At 50.7% G+C, this 16,663-nt stretch carries 14 protein-coding genes and 1 other annotated feature (1 of these 15 only partly in view); of the genes, 9 read left to right on the forward strand and 5 right to left on the reverse strand.

Annotated features, from left to right (window positions below; translation table 11 throughout):
* Positions 1-457 precede the first annotated feature (457 nt).
* The 7 genes from EL628_RS12710 (at position 458) to EL628_RS12740 (ending at position 7,448) form a co-directional block, all read left to right on the forward strand.
* On the forward strand, positions 458-2,785 hold the full coding sequence (locus EL628_RS12710; protein WP_161975468.1) for an HAD family hydrolase: 2,328 nt from the start codon (positions 458-460) through the stop codon (positions 2,783-2,785).
* Between the two features lie 22 nt (positions 2,786-2,807).
* Positions 2,808-3,425 carry an imidazole glycerol phosphate synthase subunit HisH gene (gene hisH, locus EL628_RS12715; RefSeq protein ID WP_126580313.1) on the forward strand — a complete coding sequence of 206 codons (618 nt, stop codon included), beginning with the start codon at positions 2,808-2,810 and terminating at the stop codon, positions 3,423-3,425.
* Positions 3,422-4,141 carry a 1-(5-phosphoribosyl)-5-[(5-phosphoribosylamino)methylideneamino]imidazole-4-carboxamide isomerase gene (gene hisA / locus EL628_RS12720; protein ID WP_126580314.1) on the forward strand — a complete coding sequence of 240 codons (720 nt, stop codon included), beginning with the start codon at positions 3,422-3,424 and terminating at the stop codon, positions 4,139-4,141. Before hisH ends, hisA begins: the two co-directional genes overlap by 4 nt.
* A gap of 9 nt (positions 4,142-4,150) precedes the next feature.
* On the forward strand, positions 4,151-4,918 hold the full coding sequence (gene hisF, locus EL628_RS12725; RefSeq protein ID WP_126580315.1) for an imidazole glycerol phosphate synthase subunit HisF: 768 nt from the start codon (positions 4,151-4,153) through the stop codon (positions 4,916-4,918).
* On the forward strand, positions 4,912-5,895 hold the full coding sequence (gene hisI, locus EL628_RS12730; RefSeq protein ID WP_126580316.1) for a phosphoribosyl-AMP cyclohydrolase: 984 nt from the start codon (positions 4,912-4,914) through the stop codon (positions 5,893-5,895). The genes hisF and hisI overlap by 7 nt, the downstream gene beginning before the upstream one ends.
* Positions 5,896-6,306: 411 nt before the next feature.
* Entirely contained in the window at positions 6,307-6,816 is a 510-nt protein-coding gene (locus tag EL628_RS12735) for a DUF3592 domain-containing protein (protein WP_126580317.1), read from the forward strand.
* Positions 6,817-6,827: 11 nt separating this feature from the next.
* Positions 6,828-7,448 carry a P-loop nucleotide/nucleoside kinase family protein gene (locus EL628_RS12740; RefSeq protein WP_126580318.1) on the forward strand — a complete coding sequence of 207 codons (621 nt, stop codon included), beginning with the start codon at positions 6,828-6,830 and terminating at the stop codon, positions 7,446-7,448.
* Between the two features lie 122 nt (positions 7,449-7,570).
* Here EL628_RS12740 and EL628_RS12745 read toward each other — a convergent pair whose 3' ends face one another.
* Positions 7,571-7,957: a VOC family protein gene (locus EL628_RS12745; protein ID WP_126580319.1), complete on the reverse strand. Its 387-nt coding sequence runs from the start codon at positions 7,955-7,957 to the stop codon at positions 7,571-7,573.
* A 199-nt stretch (positions 7,958-8,156) separates the two neighbouring features.
* On the opposite strand from EL628_RS12745, the gene EL628_RS12750 reads away from it, so the two are divergent.
* Both EL628_RS12750 and EL628_RS12755 read left to right on the forward strand, forming a co-directional pair.
* Positions 8,157-9,134: a helix-turn-helix transcriptional regulator gene (locus tag EL628_RS12750; protein WP_126580320.1), complete on the forward strand. Its 978-nt coding sequence runs from the start codon at positions 8,157-8,159 to the stop codon at positions 9,132-9,134.
* A gap of 209 nt (positions 9,135-9,343) precedes the next feature.
* Positions 9,344-10,045: a hypothetical protein gene (locus EL628_RS12755; RefSeq protein WP_126580321.1), complete on the forward strand. Its 702-nt coding sequence runs from the start codon at positions 9,344-9,346 to the stop codon at positions 10,043-10,045.
* On the opposite strand, the gene EL628_RS12760 is transcribed toward EL628_RS12755, so the two are convergent.
* The 4 genes from EL628_RS12760 to EL628_RS12775 form a co-directional block, all read right to left on the reverse strand.
* A complete protein-coding gene (locus EL628_RS12760; protein WP_126580322.1) occupies positions 10,035-11,528 on the reverse strand; it encodes an amidase in 1,494 nt (497 codons plus the stop codon). The genes EL628_RS12755 and EL628_RS12760 overlap by 11 nt on opposite strands.
* Before the next feature lie 40 nt (positions 11,529-11,568).
* Positions 11,569-12,117: a GNAT family N-acetyltransferase gene (locus EL628_RS12765; RefSeq protein ID WP_126580323.1), complete on the reverse strand. Its 549-nt coding sequence runs from the start codon at positions 12,115-12,117 to the stop codon at positions 11,569-11,571.
* Between the two features lie 105 nt (positions 12,118-12,222).
* The gene (gene ileS / locus EL628_RS12770) at positions 12,223-15,522 is read right to left on the reverse strand and encodes an isoleucine--tRNA ligase (RefSeq protein ID WP_126580324.1); all 3,300 of its coding nucleotides are present in this window, start codon (positions 15,520-15,522) and stop codon (positions 12,223-12,225) included.
* A 169-nt stretch (positions 15,523-15,691) separates the two neighbouring features.
* Positions 15,692-16,423, reverse strand: coding sequence for an alanyl-tRNA editing protein (locus EL628_RS12775; protein ID WP_126580325.1), 732 nt, complete (start codon positions 16,421-16,423; stop codon positions 15,692-15,694).
* Positions 16,424-16,464: 41 nt separating this feature from the next.
* Positions 16,465-16,663 (reverse strand) — a binding site (T-box leader) (it continues 114 nt past the right edge of the window).

Consider the following 16,663-nt stretch of genomic DNA (forward strand, 5'->3'; position numbering starts at 1 on the left):
CGGTGGCTCGGTGGGCGCGATCCGCAATTGCGCCCGGCATGCCGCATTCGCAGCTCAGCTTCTGAATGCCAGAAGCGTTCTCTTCATCACTTGCGGTCTTTTGACACGGCAAGGAGGCCGAATGAGTTGGAGTTATCACAATGTGGTCACTGCCCCCGTACAACGATCTGAGAGCATCGTGTGTGTGGAAAGTGCGAGAGGATGTTGGTAGGTAGTATACTTATGCTATTGCCAGCGTTTTAAAAGTAGACGTTCATGAAAAGGGCTCACCGCCCGGCATGAAAACTCCGTTTTTAGAAGAGAGACTACTGCTCCGGGATAACCATTGCGTAAGTATATAGCTGGATCTTGGGAGTATCTGGCTACTAGTTGGCTCGCCGATCAAGAACCTGAATGGGGGCTCCATCTCTACAAGATGGAGGAACAGGCGTGCCTTAGAGCGATTGAAGAGGTTCTTTTGAGCAACGTTATCGTGTTTGATCTTGATGGGGTTATTACCAGTGAAAAGGCTTATTGGATGACGGCGGGACTGGTCCTGCACGAAATGTTTTATAGCCCACGTTACTGGGATATCGCATTCTCGCCTTCTTATGAACCACCGACCACAACGGCAGAGTGTGAACGGTTGAGTCAGGCTATCCTGCCACAAGATGTCATTCTCAGTTTTAAGGCCCATTCTCTGAATTCAAATTGGGATACCTGTTACGCCGGTTTTTGCGTCTGCCTCATTGATCTGCTATCCCATCTTCCAGATTGTGCTGCACTTCTCCCGCTGCGTCCAGCAGATCCTGAATGGCTGGCACATCTGCGTGCGGCGCTTGCCCGTCTGGGTGAACCACTGCATCCTGATATACGTGTATATCAGCGTTTACAGGCTCCTATCTTTGCCGAGTATGTTGGTTTTGAGCTGTTTGAGCGTCTGAATGAGTATGCCAGTGAAGTACTGGGCTATCCAATTACAGGCGTTTTTGCCCGATATAGTGCATCCTGGCGTCTCTGTGAGAGGTTATTCCAGGAGACCTATCTGGGTGAGGAGCTCTATCGCCAGACCTATGGCATCGAGCCTTTTCAGCCTGGTAAACCAGGCTGTATCTATACAGAAAAGCCATTATTGCCCGTTGAAGAGCTGAAAGAGACCCTGGAGGCTCTCAAAAGTCAAGGCTATAATCTTGGGATTGCAACGGGCCGTCCAGGAGATGAAGCGACTGTTCCTCTCAAAAATTATGGATTATATGAGTATTTTGATGAGTGGCATATTATGACCCACGCTGAGGTCTCGCGAGCGGAAGAGGTGCTGCATGCTCAAGGGCAGATGGTCTCTTTAGTCAAGCCTCATCCGTATCAGTTTCTGGCCGCAGCCTATCCAGGGTATCAGCCAGGAAAGCCCTTGCCACCGCGTGGAAGCTTTGTCGTCATTGGCGATACCCCCAGCGATGTACGTGGAGGGAAGGCGGCGGGCGCGATTACCGTTGCTGTTCTGACAGGTGCTCTGACTGCTGAGGCCAGACGCATCCTGCTACAGACTGAACCAGATTTTATTGTTGATGATGTCACGAAAGTCCCAGCCCTCTTAGCCTATATCGATAATTTAGAAACCATTCAGCATCTGCAATTTAATGAGCGAGCCAGGGCCGAGCTATTGCTCCAGCGTTGGTTTGGTCGACATATGGACCTTCACGTCGATCAGGTTACCCTTACACCAAAGCCAGTCTCACTCAACTCTTTCAATGGTATCTATCGCATTAATGATGAAGAATATTTCTTTAAAACACATGTTGAAGATCAGGGCATTCTCGAAGAATATTATCATGCGGAGATGCTCTTTAATGCGGGCTATAATATAGTACGACCATTACAAACACTCCATGAGAAGGGGCGACAGATGGTGATCTATCCAGTCGTACATGCCCCGGTAATGTTCGATCTGATGCGCGCTGTTGAGACAGGAGCCACAACTGAGGTGACCATCGATCTTCTGGCCGCAGCAGAGCGCAGAGAGTGTGAACGGTTGCTTGATATTTATCAGACGACCCTGGCTCCCAGTAGTGCAGAAGAGCATGCCAGGGCTCCCATTCATCAGCTCTTCTGGCATCGTCTGACCGGTGGTCGGCTCCAGAAATTTTATGGCGGCAAACAGGTTCCTCTGCCTTCCTCTTCGTCTGCGGGCGAAATTGGACGTAGCCTGTTGTTTGAAGATCTGTTACGGTATCAATGGACGATTAATGGTGAAGAGATAACAGGAGAGCTCTCAACGTTGGGTGCGCTCATTGAACGGGCCAGAGAGGTGCTGCAACCTGCACAGGCCGCTCAGACCGTGGTTGGTCATGGCGATGCCCACTTTGGGAATGTCTTTCTCGAAGGGCACAAGCACTATTGTTATTTTGATCCTGCCTTCGCGGGTCGACATGCCCCTATTCTAGATATTGTCAAACCATTGTTCCATAATGTGTTTGCAACCTGGATGTATTTTCCACAGGATGTAGAACGTGAGCTGAACATCTCTGTCACCCTGGCTGGTGAGCATATCACTGTTGAACATAACTATCATCTCACCCCCGTACGACAGGCCATCTTACAGACAAAGGTAGAGCATCTTCTGCGACCACTAACGGCGCTGTTGCGTTCTCAGCAGGCCCTACCAGAGAACTGGTTTGAAGTGATGCGATTGGCTTTGATGTGCTGTCCGCTCTTAACAGTTGACCTGTTGGATAGCGAAAAGCGGTCGGCGGCAATCTGCTGGCTGGGTCTCTCCCAGGTTATGCAGATGGGAAATCTCACACTTTAATCGAAGAAGGAGGTAGCGCTAAATGGGCACAAGGATTGCAATTATTGATTATGGGGCCGGAAATATCCATAGTATCGAGAAAGCGTTGGAGCAGGTGGGAGCTCAGGTGCAGGTAACTGATGATCCAGCGGTGGTGCAGCGCTCACAGGCGGTGGTTCTGCCAGGGGTTGGATCAGCTGGCTCGGCCATGGCTCGCATGACAGAGCGAGGATTGGATGATGCGATTCGCCAGGCTACTCAGCAGGGAAAGCCTTTTCTGGGGATCTGTCTGGGGATGCAGCTACTGGCGGGTCATCATGCCGAGGGTGAGGTTACTGGACTGGGACTCTTTGCAGGCGAGGTGCGCCGGATTCCGCATGGACCAAAGATTCCTCATATGGGTTGGAATCAGGTGCAGCCATTGGCCGAAGATCTGCCACTGTTTGCGCATATTGCCCCAAACTCGTACTTTTATTTTGCTCATTCCTACTATGTTGAGCCCTATCACCGAGAAGGTGTCTCTGGCGTCACCGATTATGGATCGCCTTATTGTAGTGTCATTACAACCGAGCAAGTTTGGGGAACACAGTTTCATCCAGAGAAAAGTGGAACCGTTGGTCTGCAACTCTTAAGAAATTTTGTAAAGTGGGTGAACGCATGATTTTACTACCAGCCATTGATGTGAAAGATGGACTCTGCGTCCGACTCTACCAGGGTGATTATGCCCAGGTGACGACCTATGATTCTGATCCTGTTCGAGTGGCGCGGCGATGGAAGGAGGCCGGTGCGAGCTGGCTGCACGTGGTCGATCTCGATGGCGCTGTCCTGGGTCAGCCCGTGATTCCTGATCTCATCAAGCGTATGCGCGAGGCAACTGATCTGCATATTGAAGTAGGTGGCGGTCTGCGTTCCCTGGCGCATATTGAACAGGTTTTGAGCGCAGGTGCGGATCGTGTTATCTTAGGGACTGTCGCGATTACCAATCGGCCTCTGCTGCAAGAGGCCGTTGAGCGGTGGGGAGAGCAGATTGTGGTTGGGCTGGACGCTCGAGATGGGTGGGTTGCGATCTCGGGCTGGCGTGAAACCTCCAAAGTACGAGCTGTTGACCTGGCCCATGAGCTTTGTGACGTGGTTGGCGTGCGACGTTTTGTTTATACTGATATTGCTCGTGATGGAGCGCTAAGTGGCCCCAATCTACCAGCGCTACAAGAGATGCAGGCCGCGAGTTCAGCCGCCTTAATTGCCTCGGGAGGCGTAAGCTCGCTGGCTGATCTGCATGCCCTGGCTCAGCTAGGTGTCGAAGGAACGATCGTTGGCAAGGCTATTTATACTGGAGACGTAGATCTCGCGATTGCTATTCGTGAGATCGAAAGGTAGGTACGGACGATGCTAACCAAGCGTATCATTCCCTGTCTGGACGTCATGGCTGGCCGGGTGGTTAAAGGTGTCAGCTTTGTCAATCTGCGCGACGCAGGCGATCCAGTTGAGCTCGCAAAATTCTATAATGAAGAAGGGGCAGATGAGATCACCTTTCTGGATATCACCGCCTCTTACGAGCAACGTGCCACGATGCTTGATGTGGTGCGTCGAACAGCCGAACAGGTCTTTATTCCGGTAACGGTAGGTGGAGGGATTCGTTCCGTCGAAGATATTCGGGCAACGCTGGGAGCGGGGGCGGATAAGACCTCGTTAAATACAGCAGCCGTCCAGAAGCCGGAGCTCATTACTGCGGGCTCCGAACAATTTGGTGCTCAGTGTATTGTCCTTGCCGTTGATGCACGTTCAAATAGTGAGATGCCAAGCGGCTATGAAGTCTATGTTCATGGTGGGCGAACTCCAACAGGACTGGATGTTGTGGAATGGGTACAAAAAGGCGTAGAATTAGGAGCAGGTGAGATTCTATTGACCAGCATGGATCGGGACGGGACGAAGCGAGGCTATGACCTGGATCTCAATGCGAAAGTCGCCGCCGCTGTCACGGTGCCAGTGATTGCTTCTGGCGGAGTTGGAACCTTAGAGCATATGTATGAAGGGTTTGCTGTTGGGGGGGCTGATGCTGTATTGGCAGCCTCGATTTTCCATTTTGGCGAATTTCGGATTCGCGATGCCAAAGAGTACTTGCAGGCGAAAGGGGTCACAATCAGACCATGTTAAACTTTGATCCTCAAGGCTTAATCCCAGCAGTAGTCGTTGATGATGCCAGCGGAGCGGTGCTGATGGTTGCCTTTATGAATGAAGAGGCGGTACGCCTCACACGCGAGAGCGGCCAGACGCATTTTTTTAGCCGTTCACGGCAGAAGATCTGGCATAAAGGCGAGCAATCGGGCAATTTTCAAGAGGTGCGTGCGATCTTTGTCAACTGTGAAGAAAGCAGTCTCCTTGTCCGCGTTAAGCAACACGGTGATGCCGCCTGTCATGACGGCTACCAGAGCTGCTATTATCGTCAGCTTCTGCCTGATGATAGTTATCAGCAGATTGGTGAGAGGGTCTTTGATCCTGCTGAGGTCTACACGCAGCTACAGGCCCATCCAGTTGAAGAGAAAGAGCACGAGAGCCCCGCTCAGATTATGGCAGAGAAGGTTGCAAAAGTAAGAGCAGACGTGAAAACGCAGCTAGAGGATCAATTACGCCAGCTTTATGGTGTGTATGTCTATCTACGCGACAATGATCTGAGCACTGAATCAAATACCTCCCGCCTGTTGCACGAGAGCAATAAAGAAGACCATAGCTATCTGGCCTCTCGTCTGGCCGACGAATTACAAGAGCTCTCCGACGTACAGACGGGAGAGCATGTCCACTCTGGTCGTGAGTCAGATACTATTCTGGAAGGCAGCCAGGTTGGCTACTGGCTCTTCCTTCTGGCCTCGGCCAGCACCATTCCCTATGATACATTTGCCCCTCATAGCGCGCTGCTAGAGGGCTATGAGGGAGGGTATAGTGAGGCCAGAGTGATTGAACTGCGCCAGGAATGTCTGACAAGTTTTGCGTCACAGGATCAGGAGCAGATTATCAAAGGTCTGCGTACTGGTTTTAGCCTTATCGGTTGGGCCTGTGCGCAGGCTGGCGTCAGTCCGGAAGGGCCAGCTGAGTTTGATCTGGCTCAGATGAGTCGCAAAGGTCTTGTAAAGTAGGTTTATCTTTCCAGTTCCAGGTTGATCGCGTTATAATGTTGGAGCAATGATCTTCTCGAAGAAAAGCTTGAGGATAAGTAGCCAGACAGTATGATGCGATTCTTTTTGATCTCTTTGGGACTCTTGTCGATATATTTGATACATTTCCTCTCGCTGACTTTGAGCATCTTTTACATGAGCTAGCCGCGATTTTGTTGATAAGGGATTATTTTTATGGGGCAAAATCTTTCAGCGCTGCTATTATTCGCATCGGTATGTTTCAGTCTATTGGGGGTATGCTCTTTTGTCTATAGTCTGGTAAATGTGAGCACTCTGGGGTGGGCAATGTGGAAAGAAAAGAGAAGGCACAAGAGAGAGCAATTTCCCCCATTGCCATTTGCATCGTTAAAGCCGAAGAGATCGAGCCCATTGATGATGTTTGTTGTTGCCGGGCTCTTTTTGCTGGTGTCAGGTGCACTCGCTCTGGCAACAGGTGGTCAGCATCTGTATGCAGCTAACTTTCAGCAGGGACGTTGTACTATTCTGGCAACCCGCATTCAGCCCACTACTGTTACTATAACCTCTACAGATCCTGCTACGGACGAGACGACAAGCGAGACTGTTCCAGGTTATGAACCAATTTTTAAAACAACACTGCAGACACAACAGGATAAAATCACAACGGAAGGTCCGGATGTTTTCTTGTATACTCCTACTGATGCTACGTATGCTCAGGAGAGGATCAAACGTTACAGTGTGGGCGAGCTATACACCTGCTGGTATTTCACGTTTGATCCAAGACAGATCACGTTTATGCGGCCACCACAGCCCAACGTGGGTGAATTCTTCTTTTTTGTTCCTATTGTCATAACGGCTCTTTGTGGTATGGTCTGCCTGCTAGTTGGGCAATCCATGAAGAAAAAACTACGCGTCCTTTTATAGAAGGGATCACTATGGCGGCACACGCACAATCCGTTATTCCAAACCTCATAATCGTATCGGGTTTACCAGGATCAGGGAAATCAATGCTGGCTCAGCAACTTGCCGTTCATCTTGCCTTGCCCCTGATTCAGAAGGATATGATTAAAGAGAGTCTGTACGATAGCCTGGGATGCACCGATCTTGCACAATCGCAATCGTATGGGCGGGCAAGTATGGCGCTTTTGTATCAATTTGCGGAAGTAATTCTCAAGAGTGGGCAGTCCTGCATTATGGAAAGCGTTTTTTATCCATTCCTTGCTATGCCAGATTTTGCACAGCTGCACCAGCGCACTCCATTCTTTCCTATCCAGATTCATTGCCACGCTGAACGAGCGATATTGAGCGAGCGCATTGACCGTCGCTGGGAGTCAGGGGAGCGCCATCGCGGTCATATGGAGAATCTGAGAGCATTCGATCCAGATCAACTGATTCCTCCAGAGTTTTTGCAGGCGTTACCGCTTGATGGTCCGGTGATTGAATTTGATACAACAGATAGTGAAGCTATTAATTATAACGTCGTGTTCACTCAGGTCCAGACTATTCTGGCTGAAGTAGCCCGCAGTCGGACCCAGGCCCGCTCATCCCGAAAATAGAGCCCCCATGCTCGCCTTTACATCAAGACGGGCATGGGGGTGGTGATTTCCTCATTCATCATGGATCGGTCAAGCCCATGGACAACCTTCCAGTACCAATACTATCTTGTTGCTTCAGCTCTCTATGTAAGAGAGGTATAGATCTCAAGGAGATGTCCATCGGGATCGGCAATATGGGCGGTGCGGGCTCGCCATGCCGGTCGATCGGTAGGTTGAGAGATAGAAGTAGCACCAAGGGCAACCAGTTCGGCATAGGTTGCATCGACATTCTCGACTTTGAAATCAAGGATGACCTGTCGCTCCCTGGGAAGAGGAACAGGGGTTGTTTCGCCAATGGCTTCTGCGAAGACATCCTGTTGGTGTAATTCGAGCCCTACTTTCCCGAGGTCAAAATAGGCATAGCCCAGTTCCTCATCGAGAAATTGTGCCGAGAACTTCATAATATCGCGCCAGAAATGGACGGACGCAGAGAAATCACTGACTAATAAACGAACACCATATAGCTCCATCTGAAACTCCTTTTTTTATGGCTAAAGCCTGCTGTAATCTACTTGCCTTAACAGAATGACTCCATTGGTTTTTATCAAGCTTTTTGATGAATCCTTGCCTGACCCTTGAAGTATAAAGGGAATAGAGGTTAAGATGAGACCTCTATTGAATGAATCCTATTGGTCTAAAAAATGTATGCCTGGAGCAAGGAAGGGAACAATGTACCATCCATCAACGCGTCTGCTTACTCTCCTTGAATTATTACAAAGTCATGCTCATCTAAGTGGCGAGGAGCTGGCTGAGCGGCTGGAAGTAGAGCCACGAACGGTTCGTCGTTATATTCAGATGTTGCAAGAGATGGGGATGCCTGTTGAAGGGCTGCGTGGGCCTGGTGGAGGATATCGTTTGCGCCCAGGTTTTAAGCTTCCACCGTTGCTTTTTACTGAGGAAGAGGCCACTGCCGTAGTTCTGGGCCTGTTGGGAACTCCCTGGATGGAGATAGATTTCTCATCTGTAGCCATTGAAGGTGCGCTGGCGAAGGTCTACCGGGTTCTCCCTTTCAAGGGACGTGAACGGCTCCAATCTATCTCGACCCATCTCACGCTCTCACCACAGCGGCAAGAGACTCGTCCAGATGCCTCGCTATTAGTCGCTATGAGCGAAGCAGTTCGCGAGCATAAGCGCGTCTCAATGGATTATAGTTCCTATCATGACTCTATTACCCGGCGTGAGATTGAGCCCTATGGGATAGCCGGTTGGAATGGATACTGGTATGTGGTGGGGTATTGCTGCCTGCGTCAAGGGATGCGTCTGTTTCGGGTCGATAGAATCCAGAGCGTAGAGTTTCTATCAACCACATTTGAGCGCGATGAAAACTTTGATTGTCGTGAATATATGGTAAAGCACTTTGCAACCATTCCTCCTACCTGGCAGATTGAGGTTATTTTTCAGACAAGTCTGGCAGCCGTAAAACAGAAGATTCCCGCTTCCTATGGACAGCTTACCCTTATTCCTGAAGGTATTCTTTTCCAGACCCACCATAGCCATCTGCTCAGTATGGCCCACTATCTTGTCGGGCTAGAACTTCCTTTTGTTGTCCAGCAACCGCCCGAGTTACGAGATGCCTTGCTGCAACTGGCTGAGCAACTTGTTCAGATTGCCAGAAAGGGGGCAGAAGCCATTCAGTCTCCCTCTTAACGCTCAGTTTGAAGGGATCTCCTCTGTCGATTAGAGAGGAGATCCCTTGCAAAAAGCTTTCCTCCCCTTGACTTTCCCAACCATCGATGGTATTATCAATTTATAGCTAACGATGTTAGTTTTATAATTTATAAAGTTAGTTCAATAATTCCATTCGTTAGTTTCTGTGTCATGAATTGGGACACTGAGATATGAGTAAAGGGAACATTATGAACACGGCTACAACCAAGAAATCTTCAATTATTCGCTATGTATCTGCTGTTGCGTTTGTTGTTGCAGGCATTCTGCTTGTGCTCTATCCTTTGCTGCGACCGTTCTCGGATGAAACGTCTTTGCAAGGGGCTCATGCGTTTGCATCTCCCCTCTGGTTGCTGGCGCATCTGCTGGCTGTAGTAGGATTTATCCTCACTACATTGGGATTGTTGGGTCTGTCTAGAGTTCTTCAGAACACAGGTGTGGAGCGACTTATGTCCCTGGCACTCATTATGACCTGGATTGGAGTTGGCCTGATTCTTCCCTATTATGGTGCTGAGGTCTTTGCCCTCAACGTTATCGGTCAAGAGGTTGTCAGGCAGCAGAATCTGGCATTGATGCCGCTGGTAAACGCTATACGCTTTGGGCCAGCCGTCTATGTATTTGCAGTAGGGCTCCTTTTTCTGGCAATTGGCCCTATTCTGGCTGCGATTGCGATCTGGCGCTCTGGCGTAGTGTTTAAATGGAGTGGCATTCCTTTTGCCCTGGGGTTTGCGTTGTACCTTCCACAATTTTTTGGAGATCAACCAATCAGAGTTCTCCATGGACTTCTGTTAACTCTTGGCTGTATCTGGCTTGCAGTAAGCCTGGTAAGAGCTCAGAAGTCTCATGAACAGAAGCATCTGACTGGTCAGGTAGCCAATCAGCCTATTGGATAGTGGGCAGGAACTGCGGAGCACGACGTTGCAACGTACTCTGTTCAAAGGCATAAGCCAGTCGGATGAGCGTTGGTTCGCTATAGGCGCGGCCCATGAACGTGATTCCGACCGGGAGGCCGTGGCTATAGCCAGCGGGAACAGTAATGGCTGGATAGCCTGCCAGAGCGGCTGGTTGTGAACTGCTGCCAGTATAATGATCGCCATTCACAAGATCGATGGTCCAGGCCGGGCTCACAGTAGGCATAACCAGCGCATCCAACTGATAGTCATTCATCACTTTATCGATGCCCTCTTGTCGCGAGAGGCGATGATTCTCAGCCAGAGCCGCAAGATAGTCTGGATCATTGAGATCGCCTGTCTCCTGTGCCTGCAAGAAGTGTTCCTGTCCAAAATAGATCAGCTCTTCCTCGGCGTGCGCAGTATTGAAAGCGATCAGATCAGCCAGCGTATGCATCTCTGTATTGCCAAGCTCGCTCAAATAGGCGTTCATATCGGCCTTGAGCTCGTGGAGGAGCACCTTCATTTCAGCTTCTGATTCGGCCATCTGACGGGCGGTAGGAATATCAGCTGGATCAATAATAATTGCCCCCAGTTCTTTTAGCTCTTGAATGGCTGTATTAATAATTGCATCGGCTTTAGGGCTATAGCCGAAATAGACCTGGCGGCTGACCCCAATGCGAGCGCCTTTGAGGCCCTGCTTATCCAGAAAGGGCGTATAGTCTTTGTGGAAATGGTTGGCGCTTTCGCCGGTGAAGGGATCGCGCTCATCAACACCAGTGATTGCTCCCAGCAAGATAGCAGCATCGGTTACAGTGCGAGCAAAGGGGCCAACGGTGTCTTGACTGTGGGCGATGGGAATAACGCCTGCCCGGCTTGTCAGACCAACGGTGGGTTTAATACCGACAACCCCAGTAATACCAGCGGGACAGAGGATAGAACCATCGGTCTCTGTTCCCAGCGAGACCACGGCCAGATTTGCTGAGATGGCTGAGGCAGAGCCCGAACTGGAGCCACAGACGGTCCGATCCAGGACATAAGGATTGCGGGCCACACCACCGCGAGCGCTCCAGCCACTGGCTGAGGCACTTGAGCGAAAGTTTGCCCACTCACTGAGATTGGTCTTCCCAAGGATCACTGCTCCAGCTTCGCGCAACTTCTGAGCCACGAAAGCGTCGCGAGGAGGACGAGCCCCCAGGAGTGCCAGCGAGCCAGCCGTTGTCTCCATCAGATCGGCGGTGGCGATATTATCTTTCAGAAGAACAGGAATACCATGGAGAGGTCCACGTGGACCAGTGCTGGCACGCTCTTGATCCAGTGCGTTAGCAATCTTCAGGGCATCAGGATTTATCTCTAGAATCGCATGTAACTGTGGATTGAGCGTTTGGATGCGTTCAATGTAGAGCTCTGTCAATTGGCAGGCAGTGAGCTTGCCCTGAGACATGGCGGCCTGCAACTCGGCAATAGTGGCCTCTTCTATGTGCATAGTTCCTCCGATAGCGATCAAGCGAACAGGTCGATAGAGTTCACCGTTGAGCCGCTGGCAACGGGTCCAGATGCAGGGTCATAAGTTCTTCATCCCAATAGGTATCACCAAGTTTCATGCAGCGCTTCTCCAATCCATAGACCTGAAATCCTAGCGAGAGATAGAGATTGCGGGCGGCCACGCTTGTGGTTACGACCTCCAGATTGATCTGCTCCAGCCCTGGAATTTCAGAGGCATGTGCGATGATCTTCTGGAGCACCCGGCGAGAGAGGCCCTGCCTTCGAGCTTCGGGTGCAGTATAGACACCAAAAATATAGCCTTTGTGGCGGCCTTTTTGTGCACTTTCCCGACTAAACCAGGCCGTACTGACCATTCTTTCATCGTCGTCAATGGCCGCCACAAAAAACTTTTCATAGGGATCGCCACTGGGCATTATCTGAGCTTTGATATCGTCTAAAGTACGCTGCTGAAAACTTTCATAGGTTGAACCAAAGGATGCTGGATCACTCTGAAGAGCCCGCAATCGCAATGCTCGATACTGTTCTATGTAACGTTCAACATACTGTTCATTGAGAAGCAAGATCTGCATTCATGCCCTACTTTCTTCTAAGAGCTGTTCTATAAAAACGAGGATGGTATCTCTGTATCGAGAGGAGATACCATCCTCATTTCCAAATTGGTTATTGTCTACAAGCTACATTTTGCCAATCACAACTTCGACGTTGTAGCTATCAAGCTTCTTGGCCGAAGAGGGCGAGATGCTCTCACGATACAGTTCAGCGAACGATGGCTTATCCTTTTCGCTATTGATCGAGAGAAGCATATTTGCAGCCAGCGTCTCGCGCATGATCGCATCGCGGAAGTCATGCAAGAGATGAACCAGACTGGCGTCATCAGTATACACAGCCAGACCAATTGAATCCTCGATATTGAGGCCAGCCTTTTTGCGCATATCCTGGATAAAGTGAACCAGATCGCGAACCAGACCCTCTTCGCGCAGATCCTGCGTGATGGTGGTATCCAGTGCCGCGATATAGCCTCGCTCCTCCGCTGTGACAAAGCCAGGGCGGGCCGTCGAGACCACTTCGATCTCTTCAGGCGTCAGGCTGATCTGCTTCTCAGCAATGACCAGATCCAGTTTGCCATGTGTGTTCAGCTCGGTTGCAGCCTGTTGAGCCTCATGAGCCGAGAGCCCTTTGAAGTGGCCCAGAATCTTCTGGACCAGAGGGCCATGCTTTGGTCCCAGGATCTTAACCTGAGGTTTTAGCGTATAGGCCAGCATATCGCTATCATGGCTCATCAGTTCCAGCTTACGGATATTGAGCTCTTCCAGAACCTGATCTTCCAGTCGTTTGATCGCTTCCTCTTCCTCCGTACTTGGGACACGCACAGAAAGAGTACTCAGTGGCTGACGCACACGAATCTGCGCCTTCTCGCGAGCTGCGCGACCGAGTCCAACCAGGCGCATAACCAGGTGGGTCTCGCTGGTCAACTTCTCATTGATCAGCTCCTCTTTGACCTGAGGCCAATCGCAGAGATGAACGCTGATCGGAGCCTGTTGATTGACACTCCGGACCAGATTCTGGTAGAGCTCCTCTGTCATGAAGGGCATAAAAGGAGCCAGCAGAGTGATCAGCGTCGTCAGGCATTCATAGAGCGTCATGTAGGCTGCTAGCTTATCCTCATCGAGCTGTGATTTCCAGATGCGCTCACGGCTACGGCGGAGGTACCAGTTTGAGAGATCCTCCAGGAAATTTTGCAGGGCCTCAGACGGTTTGACCGTATCATACTGATCCAGCCCTCTGGTGACATCGCGCACCGTCTGCTGGAGCTCAGAAATAATCCAGCGATCGAGCTCAGTCCGTTTCTCAACCGGGAGCTGATGCTGAGTGGGATCAAACTGGTCGATATTGGCGTAGGTGATAAAGAACCAGTACACATTCCAGATCTTATCCAGCGTGCGGCGCACCAGCATCCATTTCTCGCTCAAGCGGACAGGCTGACCGCTCTCCGCTGATTTCTGCATATCATCGGGCGTTGGGATGCGTGGAAAGTTCAGATTCTGCTCTGGTACATGATTGGTGTAGAGCCAGCGCATGGTATCCGAGCCAACGCGATCGGCGGCATCGTCAAAGACCACCATGTTGCCCTTGGACTTATGCATTGGCGTTCCATCCTCGGACATCAACGTAGCATAGCCAAAGAGCGTTTTAAAGGGCGGGCGATTCTCCAGCACCGTACTCATCACCAGCATTGAATAGAACCAGTTACGGAACTGCCCCGGGAACGACTCGGTCACGAAGTCAGCTGGGAACCATTCTTCCCAATTGGCATGATTGGAGCGGTAGTTCAGGGTCGAGTAAGGAACGATACCTGCATCAAGCCATGGATTGCCGACATCTTTAATGCGAGCAACCTCAGCGCCGCAGCCTTTACACTGGATCTTGATAGCATCGATCCAGGGGCGATGAGGAGTATGTCCTTCAAATTCCTCCCAGCCCGAGACGGCGCGCTCTTTGAGCTCTTCCTTACTGCCAATGACCTCGAAATGACCACATTTCTGGCAATCGAAGATTGGCAGAGCCAGTCCCCAATAGCGTTTCTTTGAGATCATCCAGTCATCCATATTGTTCAGCCAGTCCATCTCGCGGTCAAAGCCAAATGATGGGATCCAGTTGATCTGCTTCACCACCTCCATGATCTCATAGCGTAGCTGGTCCATCGAGATAAACCACTCATCGACCAGGCGGAAGATCAGTTCAGTCTTACAGCGCCAGCAGGTAGGGTAACGGTGACGATAGTTCTGAGGTCGGTAGAGCAGACCTTTTTTCGTCAGATTTTCAGCAACCTGTGTACCCACCTCAGCTGCACTCTGTCCTGTAAGCCAATCAAAGCCCTCAACGTAGACGCCAAACTCATCGACGGGAGCAATGACAGCCAGTTTCCACTCTTTAGAGAGCCCAAAGTCTTCACGGCCACAGCCAGGAGCAATATGGACGATACCTGTCCCCTCAGTCGCACTGACATCTTTCCAGCCAACCACCTTGTGGACAACGCCCTGCGCTGCCGGTAGCTCATCGAAGGGTCCTCGATAGCCCCAGCCAACCATCTCACTGCCTTTGAGCGTCTCAACAACCGTATAGTCGCCCTTATCGCGGCCCTTCAAAGCCTTCAGTACCGAAAGCAAGGATTCAGCAATGTAGTAGAACTCGCCATCCTGTTCAACTTTGGCGTAGGTCAGCTCGGGATTGACCGCAGCGGCCACATTCGCAGCCAGCGTCCAGGGCGTTGTCGTCCAGGCCAGCAGGTACTCGCCAGGTCGATCATTGAGTGGGAAGCGCACATAGAGGCTCAGGTGCGAGAGATCCTTATAGCCCTCGGCCTCCATCTCCATATTAGAGATACCTGTGGCACAGCGAGGGCACCAGGGCATCACATCGCGCCCCTTATAGATCAGGCCGCGCTCCATGCACTTTTTAAGGAACGACCAGATCGTATAGTTATTCTCATCGGAGAGCGTATAGTAATCGTGGCCCCAATCCATCCAGTAGCCCAGGCGGATCGACTGTTCGGTCTGGCGTTTGGCATAGGTAAAGACGCGTTCTTTGCAGCGTTCGACAAACTCAGCGATCCCATAGGTCTCGATATCACGCTTAGACTTGATGCCGAGATCCTGTTCGACGTTGACCTCTACCCACAGGCCTTGACAGTCAAACCCGTTCTGGTAACGCTGGCGAAAGCCCTGCATAGTTTTAAAGCGCTGATACAGATCTTTATAGGTGCGGCCCCAGGCGTGATGCACACCCATTGGATTATTGGCCGTGATAGGACCATCCAGAAATGAGTAGCGTTTTGAGCTTTGCTCGTTGCGGCGCAGGTAGTGTTGTCGGACGTTATGCTCATCCCACCACTTCTGAATGGTGTGTTCCAGGGTTGGATAATCTACGCGGTCGGCTGCTACCACTGGTTTAAACACACTTGTTGTAACTGACACAGTGCCCCTCCTTCAATCACAGTGCCGAGCTGTTAGCTGCGGCCTGTGATTGTGTACTGACTAGCGTTTGTTCTTGTACATATCGAAAATGCTTCTCTCCTGGAACGGGCCTGGCGATGTGCAGAATCCCATTGGACAGGTTTTTTATCGTGAGAGAAAAGGGGATGGACTAAACGGTTCTGGGTGGTGTAAGCACCAGCTCTACGCGTTTATTGATGCGCCCCTTATTCTCAGTTTTCATAATCATAATGCCCCCAACCTCCCTGGTATGGTTCACATGTGTCCCCCCATCGGCCTGAAGGTCCAGCCCTACAATCTCCACAATCCGAACCTCTTCGATATCTGGTGGTAAGAGATTAATTTTGGTGCGTACCAGATCAGGAATCGCAAAAGCCTTTTCACGTGGCAGAGTATAGACGCGAAGCGGATAATCTGCCTCAATAGCCTCATTGACCAGCTTCTCAATATGATTGATCCGCTCTTTATCCAGATTCTCCATCGAGAAATCCATGCGTGCACGATCAGGATACATCTGTCCACCCGTCACCTGAACCCCATATTCATGCCACAGAATGCCACAGAGAATATGAAGTGCCGTATGGGTACGCATCATTTGATAGCGAAAGTTCCAATCAATTGTGCCCACCACTGCTGTCCCCACGGGTGGTGGTGGATAGTCAAGGGTATGCCAGACCACATCCTGACGTTTGCTCAGAGCAATGACGCTGGCCTGTTCATGATTATTCTCCCAGCTAATCATCCCTCGATCGGCCATCTGACCGCCGCCGCCAGGATAAAAGACCGTCGCATCCAGAGCAATATCATTTCCATCAACAGCTACAACGGTCGCGGTGCACTCATAGGTAAAGCTATTTGTATGGTAAAGAAGTTTTGTTTTCATTGTATCCCCCTCTTTTGGCCAACAAAAAACCCCTCGCCCATCGTAGGGACGAGAGGAATTCCCGCGGTACCACCCTGATTAGCCAACAAGACTAGAAGATCCTGTTAGTGCTCACTCATATCATTGTATTCTCGCTTTATCCTTGCAGTGGCTCTAAGACGAGCCATTGACGTCAGGAAGTGAGATTACACGCCTCCATGGTAACGGGGAGGAGACCGACCAGGCCTACTGTGGTTATCA

It is taken from the genome of Tengunoibacter tsumagoiensis, from assembly GCF_003967535.1.
Taxonomy (GTDB): Bacteria; Chloroflexota; Ktedonobacteria; order Ktedonobacterales; family Ktedonobacteraceae; genus Tengunoibacter; species Tengunoibacter tsumagoiensis.

Coding starts and splice junctions, on each gene's coding strand:
- hisH (WP_126580313.1), top strand. CDS start 2,808: ATGGGCACAAGGATTGCAATTATTGATTATGGGGCCGGAAATATCCAT.
- hisA (WP_126580314.1), top strand. CDS start 3,422: ATGATTTTACTACCAGCCATTGATGTGAAAGATGGACTCTGCGTCCGA.
- hisF (WP_126580315.1), top strand. CDS start 4,151: ATGCTAACCAAGCGTATCATTCCCTGTCTGGACGTCATGGCTGGCCGG.
- hisI (WP_126580316.1), top strand. CDS start 4,912: ATGTTAAACTTTGATCCTCAAGGCTTAATCCCAGCAGTAGTCGTTGAT.
- EL628_RS12735 (WP_126580317.1), top strand. CDS start 6,307: ATGATGTTTGTTGTTGCCGGGCTCTTTTTGCTGGTGTCAGGTGCACTC.
- EL628_RS12740 (WP_126580318.1), top strand. CDS start 6,828: ATGGCGGCACACGCACAATCCGTTATTCCAAACCTCATAATCGTATCG.
- EL628_RS12745 (WP_126580319.1), bottom strand. CDS start 7,957: ATGGAGCTATATGGTGTTCGTTTATTAGTCAGTGATTTCTCTGCGTCC.
- EL628_RS12750 (WP_126580320.1), top strand. CDS start 8,157: ATGTACCATCCATCAACGCGTCTGCTTACTCTCCTTGAATTATTACAA.
- EL628_RS12755 (WP_126580321.1), top strand. CDS start 9,344: ATGAACACGGCTACAACCAAGAAATCTTCAATTATTCGCTATGTATCT.
- EL628_RS12760 (WP_126580322.1), bottom strand. CDS start 11,528: ATGCACATAGAAGAGGCCACTATTGCCGAGTTGCAGGCCGCCATGTCT.
- EL628_RS12765 (WP_126580323.1), bottom strand. CDS start 12,117: ATGCAGATCTTGCTTCTCAATGAACAGTATGTTGAACGTTACATAGAA.
- EL628_RS12775 (WP_126580325.1), bottom strand. CDS start 16,423: ATGAAAACAAAACTTCTTTACCATACAAATAGCTTTACCTATGAGTGC.